The organism is Paenibacillus plantarum, assembly GCF_013141695.1.
Taxonomy (GTDB): domain Bacteria; phylum Bacillota; class Bacilli; order Paenibacillales; family NBRC-103111; genus Paenibacillus_E; species Paenibacillus_E plantarum.
Genome location: NZ_WHNY01000006.1, coordinates 145,260 through 156,794, shown reverse-complemented (window position 1 = coordinate 156,794; position 11,535 = coordinate 145,260). Strand labels below are relative to the sequence as shown.

Annotated in this window: 15 protein-coding genes and 1 other annotated feature; of the genes, 13 read left to right on the top strand and 2 right to left on the bottom strand. The window is 41.9% G+C overall.

Annotated features, from left to right (window positions below):
* Positions 1-36: 36 nt before the first annotated feature.
* Positions 37-269: a binding site (T-box leader), on the bottom strand.
* 238 nt (positions 270-507) lie between these two features.
* Positions 508-831 carry a rhodanese-like domain-containing protein gene (locus tag GC096_RS03215; protein WP_171628848.1) on the top strand — a complete coding sequence of 108 codons (324 nt, stop codon included), beginning with the start codon at positions 508-510 and terminating at the stop codon, positions 829-831.
* A gap of 55 nt (positions 832-886) precedes the next feature.
* On the opposite strand, the gene GC096_RS03210 is transcribed toward GC096_RS03215, so the two are convergent.
* Complete coding sequence (locus tag GC096_RS03210; protein ID WP_171628847.1) at positions 887-1,813, bottom strand: hypothetical protein; 927 nt, start codon at positions 1,811-1,813, stop codon at positions 887-889.
* A 91-nt stretch (positions 1,814-1,904) separates the two neighbouring features.
* Between GC096_RS03210 and GC096_RS03205 the strand changes: the two genes are divergently transcribed.
* The gene (locus tag GC096_RS03205) at positions 1,905-2,513 is read left to right on the top strand and encodes a CPBP family intramembrane glutamic endopeptidase (protein ID WP_171628846.1); all 609 of its coding nucleotides are present in this window, start codon (positions 1,905-1,907) and stop codon (positions 2,511-2,513) included.
* Complete coding sequence (locus tag GC096_RS03200) at positions 2,510-2,722, top strand: hypothetical protein (RefSeq protein WP_171628845.1); 213 nt, start codon at positions 2,510-2,512, stop codon at positions 2,720-2,722. The genes GC096_RS03205 and GC096_RS03200 overlap by 4 nt, the downstream gene beginning before the upstream one ends.
* Positions 2,723-2,791: 69 nt before the next feature.
* Here GC096_RS03200 and GC096_RS03195 read toward each other — a convergent pair whose 3' ends face one another.
* Positions 2,792-3,643 carry a polysaccharide deacetylase family protein gene (locus tag GC096_RS03195; RefSeq protein ID WP_171628844.1) on the bottom strand — a complete coding sequence of 284 codons (852 nt, stop codon included), beginning with the start codon at positions 3,641-3,643 and terminating at the stop codon, positions 2,792-2,794.
* Positions 3,644-3,827: 184 nt separating this feature from the next.
* On the opposite strand from GC096_RS03195, the gene GC096_RS03190 reads away from it, so the two are divergent.
* The 10 genes from GC096_RS03190 to rpsA all read left to right on the top strand — a co-directional run bounded on the left by GC096_RS03190 (position 3,828) and on the right by rpsA (position 11,518).
* Positions 3,828-4,139: a hypothetical protein gene (locus GC096_RS03190; protein WP_171628843.1), complete on the top strand. Its 312-nt coding sequence runs from the start codon at positions 3,828-3,830 to the stop codon at positions 4,137-4,139.
* Positions 4,140-4,387: 248 nt separating this feature from the next.
* Entirely contained in the window at positions 4,388-4,993 is a 606-nt protein-coding gene (locus GC096_RS03185) for a genetic competence negative regulator (RefSeq protein WP_171628842.1), read from the top strand.
* Positions 4,994-5,175: 182 nt separating this feature from the next.
* A complete protein-coding gene (prsW, locus tag GC096_RS03180; RefSeq protein ID WP_171628841.1) occupies positions 5,176-5,883 on the top strand; it encodes a glutamic-type intramembrane protease PrsW in 708 nt (235 codons plus the stop codon).
* Between the two features lie 58 nt (positions 5,884-5,941).
* Positions 5,942-6,100, top strand: coding sequence for a hypothetical protein (locus GC096_RS03175; protein WP_164483569.1), 159 nt, complete (start codon positions 5,942-5,944; stop codon positions 6,098-6,100).
* 134 nt (positions 6,101-6,234) lie between these two features.
* A complete protein-coding gene (gene ypeB / locus GC096_RS03170) occupies positions 6,235-7,605 on the top strand; it encodes a germination protein YpeB (protein ID WP_171628840.1) in 1,371 nt (456 codons plus the stop codon).
* An 88-nt stretch (positions 7,606-7,693) separates the two neighbouring features.
* Positions 7,694-8,356, top strand: a complete 663-nt coding sequence (locus tag GC096_RS03165; RefSeq protein ID WP_312886174.1) for a flagellar brake protein — start codon at positions 7,694-7,696, stop codon at positions 8,354-8,356.
* Positions 8,357-8,422: 66 nt separating this feature from the next.
* Positions 8,423-8,647: a hypothetical protein gene (locus tag GC096_RS03160; RefSeq protein WP_171628838.1), complete on the top strand. Its 225-nt coding sequence runs from the start codon at positions 8,423-8,425 to the stop codon at positions 8,645-8,647.
* Between the two features lie 139 nt (positions 8,648-8,786).
* Positions 8,787-9,470: a (d)CMP kinase gene (gene cmk, locus GC096_RS03155; RefSeq protein WP_171628837.1), complete on the top strand. Its 684-nt coding sequence runs from the start codon at positions 8,787-8,789 to the stop codon at positions 9,468-9,470.
* 2 nt (positions 9,471-9,472) lie between these two features.
* Positions 9,473-10,054 carry a lysophospholipid acyltransferase family protein gene (locus GC096_RS03150; protein WP_171628836.1) on the top strand — a complete coding sequence of 194 codons (582 nt, stop codon included), beginning with the start codon at positions 9,473-9,475 and terminating at the stop codon, positions 10,052-10,054.
* Positions 10,055-10,204: 150 nt separating this feature from the next.
* Entirely contained in the window at positions 10,205-11,518 is a 1,314-nt protein-coding gene (gene rpsA, locus GC096_RS03145; protein WP_171628835.1) for a 30S ribosomal protein S1, read from the top strand.
* Positions 11,519-11,535: the final 17 nt, after the last annotated feature.

Genomic DNA, 11,535 nt, shown 5'->3' with positions numbered 1-11,535 from the left:
CTCCCAGCCCTCGGATACAGACAGTTAGCCTGTAGCCAAAGGGACGAGAGATTGCTTTCGTGGTACCACCCTAGTTCGCTGCCCATTCGCATGGGTAGCCTCATTTGGTCTTGCGACCTGGAACTGTAACGTGTTCCTAACCCGATTGCATCTACTACCGTTCAATGCAATAACTCTGGAGTGCTCCGCAATTTGTTCGCTACCGGTTCTCACCTACCACCGGTTCTCTGAAAGCTACTTTATTTGCTTGGCTCCGTCAACGCTGTACTGTGATATAGAATTTTTAATAGATTACCATGCGTTCGAAATCGTGTCAATACATGTCGAACGATTTTCGCTTTTACGTCATAAATGTTCGGATTGACAGTCAATCAGAAGCTTTTCGTTTATTTTATAGCAAGAATGTTCAGAATGCAATGACATTTTGCTTATATTTGAGGCCCGTTTTCTAGTATGGTACAGTGAAGGTAAGGATCTTAACTAACGAAAGCAGGAGTGTGTACCAAAATGGAAATTAATCACATTTATCCGCAAATTTTTCTCCAAGCAGTCGACCAGAAAACACTAGGCAATAGTGTCATCATTGATGTAAGAGAACCCCATGAATGGGAGTACTATCATATGGAAGAAGCCAAATTAATTCCCATGCAGCAAATTCCGCTCCGAATGGGTGAGCTTCCAGAAGATGAAGACATATATATCGTTTGTGCACATGGGATGCGTAGTATGCGTGTAGCTGAATATTTAAAAGAAAACGGTTTCGAACGTGTCATTAATGTTGACGGAGGAATGGCTGCTATCGGTATGTTCCGCGGCTTCCAATACGACTAAAAAGTAAAAGCTGATGACTTCGTCCACCGAGTGGGCCAAATCTTCAGCTTTTTTCTTATTTTGCATCTGAAAAGAACGGTAATTGAGGCAATGTTTCATTGGAGTACCATTTCGCTTTGCCTTTGACAAAGTCTCCTGTGCGAACAGCATTCGTGCTGAGCAATAATTCCATAGTTTGATTCACATCATTCACATTTAATTTCTTGGCTTGGCCGGATGCGATGAATTCATCTATCCTGATCGTTAAATCCTGCGGATAGAAAGGCGAGAATGCTTTATTTTTCAATAATTTAGCGGTGATATATACGTTCTTTACGTTGAAATTCATAGCGCGCCACTGATCGAGATTGGCTGTATTATTAGGATCGAAATATTCAATGTCCGGATCCATAGTGCCATTCCAAACGAGGATGGAGTCGAAATAATTTTTCTGTGCGGTTAAGGCTTGTGTTTTGGCTTCTAAGAAGTACGCATCCTTCTGAATGGCATCAAGCAGCTGTGAATGACTTTGTGCATTAGCTTTAGATTGATAAGTACTTAACGCGTCGCTAAATAGCTTTAAGCTTTTCAGATAGCTTTGATGTGACTGCACGAGTAGTGGCGAAGAGGCAGGCATGTTTTTATTTTGCAGGGTATTATATTTGTCTGCAGCAATTTTACTTAGCTCTTTCAGAACGGCAGATGCATCCACGGCGGCGGTGTTATCCATTTCAATTTGACTCAATAATTCAAACCATTTATTCTGAAATTCCCTAAAGGGTAAAAAGATGGTATGGTAATATGACACTAGCACTTGTTGGTCGTAAGCGCCTATTTCGGGAACTGATGACGATTGATCAGCATGCATGATTTTATCATATTTTAAATCGGATTTCGTTTGTCCTAATCGCAAGCCATAGAAAAAAGCGCCCAGGATACAGACCAGCATAAAGATAAACATGAGGGCAAATAAATAATCAGTGCGGGTAAGACGCTTCTCCATAAATCAAGCTCCTTGTTGTCTCTTATAGTTGTTTTAGTATAGGTCAAACAGCATGAAAAAGGAATATTATAAGGAAATGAGGCTGCTTCCTTTGAAAAAATTCGATTTTAAGAACCTTCGGATTGGGAAAGTTGACATCAATGAACTGAATGACAAGACTTTATTGCTGAATCTTTACATTACACAACTGCTTACGCTTATTATCGGAATTATCATCCTATTATTTCAGAGTAATTCAAAGATTCTTTCTGCGTTGTCGTTTCAAGGTGGTTGGCGTGTCGTCATGTGGGGTTGTTTATTTGCTGTAGTAGTCCTAGGAGTTGACCTTCTCATTTCGCGATGGGTACCCAAAGAAGTATCGGATGACGGTGGCATTAATCAAATGATTTTCGGTAATAGGGCCCTTTGGCATATTGCACTTATTTCATTTATCGTTTCTGTCTGTGAAGAGGTCCTATTTCGTGGTGCGATTCAACATGCCTGGGGGCCTTACTGGACTAGTATTTTATTTGCAGCAATCCATGTTCGCTATCTGCAGCATTGGCTCATGACAGGGATGGTTTTTTGTATTAGCTATGGCTTAGGTTGGATTTACCTTCATACGGGAAGCCTATGGACACCAATAATTGCTCACTTTATGATTGATATGGTGATGGGTTGTATACTTCGGTTTAGCAAGGAGGAAGATCAAGGTTCATGAGTGCTGGAGAAAGAGTAGCTTCGCGTTCTAATCCTGGCGTGGAGGAGCAACAAGGGGATGATACCTATTTACCGCCGCGTAGAGCTGTACACCCTTCAGAGCGAGGCAAATGGACGAATCTTTTCTATATGACATTACTTTGGTTATTTATCGCTTTAGTTGTGAGTTTAACTGTTTGGGGGATCAAGTACTCAAATTCTTCGCTGTAACAAATAAAAAGAGCCCTACGCTGCCTCGAAACGAAACATTCGCGGCAGCGTAGGGCTCTTATTTCATTCCTATCTCATTTCTAATTCAATGGCATTGGGATCAACAAACGTATAACCTTTTTCCTCGAGCTTCGTGAGCATCGCATCAAGTGCAGTTACTGTCCATGGGAGCTCATGCATGAGGATATTGCTGCCGTTATGAAGCTGTTGCAACACATTCTCAATGACTTTATTTGAATCATTATTCTTATTCGTCATGTCCCAATCTAATGATCCGTTTGACCATGTCATGTAAAGCATTTTATTATTTTTAATTTTCGTTTTCAAATAATCATTACCTGAGCCGAATGGAGGACGGAAAAATTGCGGGGACTGACCCGTAATTTCTTTCACAATTTGCTGAACATCGTCAACTTGCTTATCAATTTTGTCATTCGGCATATCTTTCAAATTGTCATGATCCCAGGCGTGATTACCAATGATATTGCCGCTTTCGTGAACAAGTTTTACGAGTTCTGGCTTTTGCTTAATGCGATAACCGTTCATGAAGAAGATGGCCTTCGCTTTATGTTTGTTCAGAATATCAATGAGAGATTGATTCATCGCTTGGTCTTTAGGTCCATCATCAAAGGTCAATAAAATGACTTTTTTATTACCATTGGGGTCGTTGGGCACGATATCATAGTTTTTATTCATGTGATAGGTCTTTTGTACTGCTTCTATTACAGGAGCAGTTGGTGTTGGTGAAGGTGTGGGTGTAGGAGCCACGGTGGGTGTTGGAGATGCACTAGGGCTTGATGTCACTTGAACAACTGGCGCTGCACTTGTAGTTGCAGCAGGACTTGTTTCGGTTTGATCTGCACTGCAGGCAGCCAATAGAAGCATGACTGTTAGGATTAGTGTGCTTGCTTTCTTTTTCATGATTCGTCTTCTCCTTAGATCCTTACATGGTTTACATAGTGGTCATCACTTATAGTACCACAATTAAGATCACAATTCGCAGATGTCAATTCTCCTATGTTTTCCTTCTTCAGTTGTGTATGTCCACTTCTAAACTCGCACAACCTAGAAAGGATTCATACTACTTATCATGGAGGGAGATCCAATGAAATTAGGAACATTTATGCTTGGTGGCATTGCAGGCGCGGCTGCTGTCATTTATCTCAATCGTAAAAGTAAATCCATGCTATTCTCAGCATTTAGCTCACCTAGTCAATCGATGGGCAATGTCATGGATAAGGCAAAAGAAACGTTCACAAGCAAATCTTTCGGAGAATCTGCAGCCCGAAATTTCTCCTCTACGAGTACAAATGGCTTAAACCAAGTAGAGAAAATCGTCAAAGAAGACCCAAGTTTGAAGGCAACTGTCAATGAAATTCTGCAGGATAATAAAATAAGCAGCACAACAATACAATAAAGATAAGCGCTCAGCACAGTCCGGCATACCCACGGGGCCGGCTGTGCTTTTTCTTTTTATACATAACTTAAGCGTGCAATTACAAAGATTTAGTGTTAACATGATAGGTGAAAACAATAGATGGATGCATGTCCATTTATTTATTAGTGGTTCACCTTTTTATATTTCTAACATATTCTGATTGAAATAAGGTGACCATGCTTTCGATGCAAGCTTTCCAGTTGGAGAGCTCAAAGGAGGATCCTATCATGAAAATAGAACGCTTAAGTCAGGATAAGATACGGATTTTCCTAACATTCGATGACTTAACTGAACGTGGAATTCAAAAAGACGACATGTGGAGAGAAATTCCGAAAGTGCACGAGTTGTTTAGTGAGATGATGGATCAAGCCTATTCGGAGCTCGGATTTGACCCGTCCGGTCCGCTTGCTGTTGAGGTATTCGCCCTCCCAGCGCAGGGTATGGTTGTTATCGTAACTAGAGGCAAGCTTGATTTGTATGCGAGTTCTGATGCATATGATGATCATGAAGCTGAAGAAGTGTACGAAATGGAAGTTACGCTTGAACAAAGCGATCTAATCTCCTATGCTTTCCGTGATTTTGAAGATCTGCTGCGTGTATCCAAAGTAATTAATCCCCTTCTGATGGAAGGCGGTACCCTGTATTCGTATAAGGGGAAATATATTTTACAGCTAGAACCTGTAGAACTTGAAGAAACCAAGTATCAAGCTCTTATCGCTGTCTTGTCTGAGTTCGGTGAAGCTTCTTCAGTGACCTTGGCTGTACTTGAGGAATACGGGAAAACAATCATTGCAGATGATGCCGTTAAGGTGCTCTGCCGCCATTTCAAATAATTGGGACTCGCGTCCTGATGCATAAGAATGAAACAAGCATCTCCCAAAAACAACCGTTTTTGAGGATGCTTGTTTTGTTTTCCATAATACGCAACTAAGGTCGTTTGTGTTACACGTAGAAATATCTAGACAGAACGACTATAATAGAGGCATGGAATTTCAAATTAGAGGGGAGCTGGAACATGCATATCGTGCCTATTTTATTGGCAGCCATAGCGCCAGGTCTCTCATTGCTCGCCTACTTTTATCTGAAGGATCGGTACGAAACAGAACCTATCCATTTAGTGATCCGGATGTTTCTCTTCGGTGTACTACTCGTTTATCCGACGATGGTGCTACAGAACGCATTTATCCAGGAGTTCGGCAATGGCACGATCATGACATCTTTTTTTCTCTCAGGGGGAATTGAAGAGTTTCTGAAGTGGTTGTTACTGTATCACTTGATTTTCCGTCATGAAGCTTTCGACGAACCCTACGACGGGATTGTGTATGCGGTAGCTGTCAGTCTTGGCTTTGCCACATTGGAGAATATTATTTACGCATTCTTGCATGCTTCTTCTTTCTCAGCATTGATGCTTCGTGCGCTTTTGCCAGTATCGGGACACGCTTTATTTGGTGTCATGATGGGGTATTACATGGGCAAGGCCAAATTCGTTCCTCATAAGCAAAATAGGTATTTATGGCTATCCCTGTTGCTGCCAATTGCTTGGCACGGTGGATTTGATTATATTTTGCTTATTTTCAAAAACAGCTGGATTTGGATTATGATTCCGCTCATGACTTTTCTATGGTTACGGTCGATATGGCGTGTAGATCGTGCTAACGCACACTCTCCTTTACGCGTTGTGAGTGTGGAAGAGAAGATTAAAATGGGGAGATTTGGGTCATAATGACTGTATATTTGTTGAACTCCATTACATGGAATGGGGATAGACCGGGAGGGTATACATGTCATTAACGACGCGCGTGAAAGTGAAGATCCGATGTCGGTTATGCGGTGAGAAGTTCGTATTGCGAGGCAAAAAGGAAAAAGACAAGATTGAAACTGGATTTCGGCAATGTATATGCAGTAATGAGCACGATTTTGAAATAGAGACCGAAAGTTAACGAAAGGCCATTCTTCCGAATAGGCCTTTTTTTTGCATGTTGGAATGCCTTGATAAACTTTATGTCAATCTTGTATAAACCTGCCTCCACGCGTAAAAACTAATCGCAAGATTGGGTATGAAAGGAGCAGTTCTGTGTATAAAAGATTAAGTATCGTCATGTTTCCATTTCTATTGTTGGCTTTAATCGGGGCTTCTGTGTGGGGGTATTTGGAACACCAAGAAAAGAATACGATATTAATTAAAGCGGAGAATCAGTACCAACGCGCGTTTCATGACTTGTCCTTTCACATGGATAAGCTACATACGGAATTAGGCAACACGTTGGCGGTGAATGAAACCTCGGAACCATCCTACCGTAAAGGTTTGGTTAATGTTTGGCGTTTAACCAGTCAAGCACAGAGTGATATCACACAATTGCCTTTAATGCTGCTGCCTTTTAACAAAACGGAAGATTTCCTAGCGAATATGGCTAATTTCTCTTACCGCATGTCAGTTCGCGATATGACGAAACAGCCTTTAACCGAAGCGGAAATGAAAACGTTGAACACCTTGTATGCACATTCTGCTGATATAACGAAAGAAATTCGCGGTGTACAAAATAAAGTAATAGCAAATAATTTGCGATGGATGGATGTGGAGACGGCTCTCGCATCTGAGAATGAAATGCACGATAATGCGATTATCGATGGTTTTAAGATTGTGGATAAACAAGTAGGAGGATATGAGGAGTTGAATTGGGGGACAGGCAGTTTAAATGTGTTCTCCAAAAATGATGTCAAAATGCTGACGGGCAATGATATGACGGCAGATCAAGTGAAAAAGAAAGCTATTGATTTCCTTGGGGTTAAAGATTCGAGTGGCATCAAAGTTGTCGAGAACGGCGGAAGTGCGCCAGAGTTTCAAAGTTATAGTGTGGTTATTCCAAGTGGTGATGCTTCGAAAACGGACACGCAACTGGATTTCACCAAAAAAGGTGGTCATCTGATTTATTTTATGAAGTCACGTGATGTACCGGCTGCGAAATTTAATCTTCGTCAAGCGAGAGACGTAGCGAATGAATTTCTAGATCAGCATGAGTATAAAGATTTAAGTGCAATTAGTTATGATCAATACCAGAATACAGCGACTATTCTGTTCGCAAAGAAAGAAAATAATGTCACCATATATCCGGAACAAGTTACCGTTAAAGTTGCTTTGGATACCCTTGAAGTAACAGGGCTACAAGCAACCAATTATATTTATTCACAAAAGAAACGCAATATTGGCCAACCGAAAATTACGGTAGACCAAGCACGTAAGCAACTGAGTTCTAAAATGAAAGTGACAGGCGAATCCCTTGCGATTATCAAAAATGATCTGGACGAAGAAGTGCTCTGTCATGAATTTATCGGTACGATGAATAACAATATCTATCGTGTTTATGTAAATGCAGATGTGGGCATGGAAGAGAAAATAGAGACAATTCGTCAGGATCAAGCGGAAGCTGCAAAAGGAAAATCATAGGAGGAAGAGGCAGGATATCATCCTGCTTCTTTTTTTTCTATCTAAATGGTGAGGTCATGGTATAATTAACGCATATTACTTCGCGGAGGTGCGGAAATTGCTTCCTAAGGTCAACCAGATATTACATATGCAAATGAACAGTATTGATGAAGAAGAGTCCAAAATCGAATATAAGTCTAGAATTGCGGATGTGACAGAAAGCGCAATTATCATTGAAATCCCTTTGAATGAAAAGACAGGACGATTGAAAAAACTTTATCAGGGGGATGAGATTAGTGCTCATTTCTTAGGTCAAGGCGGTGTGAAACATTATTTCACAACAGAAGTTGTAGCTTTTACGGAGGATGTTATTCGCTTGATCGAACTAAGGCTTCCAGAGTTAAGCGCGATCACGCAAATACAACGCAGAAATTTCCTTCGCGTTTTAGCAGAATTAGAAATCGCCGTAAAGCTGAACGACCAGATCCAATTTATTGGATTGACTGATGATGTTGGCGGTGGAGGTATTTCATTTATATGTGATGGACATATTCCAATAGGCTTAAATGCAATCATTTCTTGTTGGGTACTTGCGCCATTCAAAAATGGATCGATCGAACATATTCCTTTTACAGGTGAAGTTGTTCGCGTGAAAGCTACGGAGACGGGTAAGCAACTAGTTATGATCCGATTCGCAGAGATCGCGGATAGAGAGCGGCAGAAACTGATTCGTTTTTGCTTTGAGAGACAAATGGATTTTCGTAAACGCTAGGGATTGAGACATAAACGCTAAGGGTATACTGCTATGCATATCGGATGCTAGCGGGAGTGTGATCTCATGTCCAAGGAGCAAGAGACAGAACCATATGAACAATTATTTTTGCGCTTTTCTGCGAAAGTAGAGAAGGTCATAATTAGAGCTGTGATTTTCGTAGTAATTTTGCTAGTTTGTGTACAAGCTTTACTGCAAAATACGTATATTCGCAAGCATTTTACACGCGTCGAGCCACTCGAAGGTCAACCGTATATCGTACCGGAACATCCACTAAGAGAACGCTCATAAGCGCGTGAAATCAAGGTGGGATACAACCCAAGTTTTGCATATGACCATGTTGTGTGATATAATTTCTAGTAATTAGCAGGCAAGTGCCTGCTTTTTTGTTCGTAAGGTACTGTGAAGTATTGTTAGGAGGAACAGCAGCTTGGATAAGTTCAATATTGCCATAGATGGTCCTGCTGGAGCCGGTAAAAGTACCATAGCACGGCTAGTTGCCGGTGCACTTGGTTTTATTTACGTGGATACAGGAGCCATGTATCGAGCAGTAACGTGGAAAGTACAGCAAGAAGGGCTGCTACCTGAGCAAGAAACAGAAGTGGCTACGCTCGCCAATCGCATGCAGATTGAGCTCATCCCTGGGGATGAAGGGCAACAGGTTATCGTAGATGGTGTTGATGTGACGAAAGCGATTCGTTCATCGGACGTAACGACACATGTTTCACAAATTGCCAGCTATGGCGCTGTACGTCATTTGTTAGTTGCACGACAGCAGCAAATGACTGTTTCCAAAGGCGTAGTCATGGACGGCCGTGACATTGGTACACATGTCATGCCAGATGCAGAGATTAAGGTTTTCTTAACTGCGAGTGTGAAGGAACGTGCTGAGCGCCGATTCAAGGAATTAGAAAACAGTGGTACCAATACACTGACTCTTTCCGAATTGGAGCAGGATATCGCACGTCGCGATCAATTCGATGAGGCGAGGGAAATTTCACCACTGCGTAGGGCGCATGATGCCGTGTTGATGGACAGTACATCAATGACGATCGAAGAAGTAGTGGACGAAATTCTTGGACTTTGCAAGGACAAAGTCGGAGGTGGCAAATAAAGATGCTATATCGCATCGGAAGAGCCTTATTTCGATTTATTTTCACCGTTTTTTTCCGAATGCGTGCTATCGGAATGGACAATGTTCCAACGCAAGGGGCAGTTGTTTTGTGTGGTAATCATACTAGCTTCTTGGACCCACCATTCTTAGGTTCACCACTGCGCCGCAAGGTGCATTTCATGGCCAAGGCGGAGCTGTTTGATATACCAGTACTTGGGTCTATCATTTCTAAAGTAGGCGCATTCCCAGTTAAACGTGGAGGCGTAAGCAGAGAGTCGATTCGACTTGCTGTCCAGCTGCTGCGTGACGGCAATATGCTTGGTGTTTTTCCTGAAGGATCTAGAAGTAATGCGGGTGGAATGGGGAAGAAAGGCGCTGCTAGTCTTGCATTGAAGTCGGGCGCGGCTGTTGTTCCGGTAGCCATCGTAGGTACCTACTCACTTTTCCGTCGTATGACGATCGTTTATGGTAAACCACTTGATATGAGCGCTTATGAAGGCGGTAGTTCAGAGGATCTGGAGCAGGCGACGGAAGCGATTATGAAAGAAATTCGCCGACTACATACAGTTACTAGTAAAGCATAAGAAGAAATGTATGGAATCGAAAGCTTGGAATTATACTAACCATAAAGTGATTTGAACTTATTATTGTGTTTGAAACAGAGTAGGAGCTTGACTGCTGCTTTGTGACTTATAAATTATTTTTGTTGGTTGTAAATAGAGGAGGCTAATCTCATGTCAGATGAAGTAAAAGTTGAAGATCAATCACAGGAAGCTCAAGAAACGGCCGTATCACAAGCAGAAGCAGAGCATGCGCTTAACAATGTTGCTGTGTTGAAGAAAGGCGCTACAGTTAAAGGCAAAATCGTTAAAGTAGACGCTGATCAAGCTTTCGTGGATATCGGTTACAAATACGATGGCGTCATCCCAGTTCGTGAGCTTTCTTCCGTAAGCTTGAATGATGCTGCGCAAGCAGTCGAGCTTGGTCAAGAAGTAGAATTGAAGATCGTTTCCATCAACGATGCAAAAGAAACGTTGGTATTGTCCAAACGTGTTGTTGACAACGAGAAAGCTTGGGAAACGCTGCAAGGACAACTTGAGAGCAAAGAAATCATCGAAGCAGCTGTTGCTGAGGTTGTTAAAGGCGGTTTAGTTGTGGATATTGGTGTACGTGGTTTCGTACCTGCTTCCATGGTTGAGCGTCAATTCGTTGAAGATTTCTCTTCCTACAAAGGCCGCACTTTGCGTCTTCGTGTGAAAGAAATCGATCGCGAGAAAAACAAAGTCATCCTTTCCCAAAAAGATATTTTGGATGAAGAGTTCGAAACGAACAAGAAAAAAATCATCGAAGGTCTTCAAGTTGGTCAAGTACTAGATGGTACTGTACAACGTTTGACGCAATTCGGTGCATTTGTTGACATCGGTGGTATTGATGGACTTGTTCATATTTCTGAACTTGCTTGGCAGCATGTTGAACAAGCTTCCGATGTTGTTAAAGAAGGAGACAAAGTTAAGGTGCAAATCCTTAAATTGGATCCAGCCAATGACAAAATCAGCTTGAGCATCAAAGCTACGCAAGATGGTCCTTGGTCACATGTTGAGCGTGATTTCAAAGCTGGTGATATCGTAACAGGTACAGTTAAACGTCTTGCAGCTTTCGGTGCATTCGTTGAAGTGGCACCAGGTGTTGAGGGTCTTGTTCACATTTCCCAAATCGCACACCGTCACATCGGTACTCCGCATGAAGTTTTGAAAGAAGGCCAAGAAGTTCAAGTGAAAATCTTGGAAATCAACCTTGCTGAGAAACGCGTTAGCTTAAGCATTAAAGATACAGAGGATGCTCCTGAAGCACCTGCTGGTGCAGCGGCTCCGTCATCAGCTGGCAAACCAGAAAGAGAAAGACAACCGCGCGGCGATCGTGATCGTGGTAACAGCGCTAGTCACCAAAAAGAAATTGCTGGTAACGAAAACGTATCCCTAAGTAATCAAGGTTTGTCCATGACTCTTGGTGAGCGTTTCGGAGATAAACTGGCTAAATTTAAAAAATAAATAGATCCAATTTCTAG

Coding starts and splice junctions, on each gene's coding strand:
- GC096_RS03215 (WP_171628848.1), top strand. CDS start 508: ATGGAAATTAATCACATTTATCCGCAAATTTTTCTCCAAGCAGTCGAC.
- GC096_RS03195 (WP_171628844.1), bottom strand. CDS start 3,643: ATGAAAAAGAAAGCAAGCACACTAATCCTAACAGTCATGCTTCTATTG.
- GC096_RS03160 (WP_171628838.1), top strand. CDS start 8,423: ATGTCCAAGGAGCAAGAGACAGAACCATATGAACAATTATTTTTGCGC.
- GC096_RS03185 (WP_171628842.1), top strand. CDS start 4,388: ATGAAAATAGAACGCTTAAGTCAGGATAAGATACGGATTTTCCTAACA.
- rpsA (WP_171628835.1), top strand. CDS start 10,205: ATGTCAGATGAAGTAAAAGTTGAAGATCAATCACAGGAAGCTCAAGAA.
- prsW (WP_171628841.1), top strand. CDS start 5,176: ATGCATATCGTGCCTATTTTATTGGCAGCCATAGCGCCAGGTCTCTCA.
- GC096_RS03210 (WP_171628847.1), bottom strand. CDS start 1,813: ATGGAGAAGCGTCTTACCCGCACTGATTATTTATTTGCCCTCATGTTT.
- GC096_RS03175 (WP_164483569.1), top strand. CDS start 5,942: ATGTCATTAACGACGCGCGTGAAAGTGAAGATCCGATGTCGGTTATGC.
- GC096_RS03150 (WP_171628836.1), top strand. CDS start 9,473: ATGCTATATCGCATCGGAAGAGCCTTATTTCGATTTATTTTCACCGTT.
- GC096_RS03190 (WP_171628843.1), top strand. CDS start 3,828: ATGAAATTAGGAACATTTATGCTTGGTGGCATTGCAGGCGCGGCTGCT.
- GC096_RS03200 (WP_171628845.1), top strand. CDS start 2,510: ATGAGTGCTGGAGAAAGAGTAGCTTCGCGTTCTAATCCTGGCGTGGAG.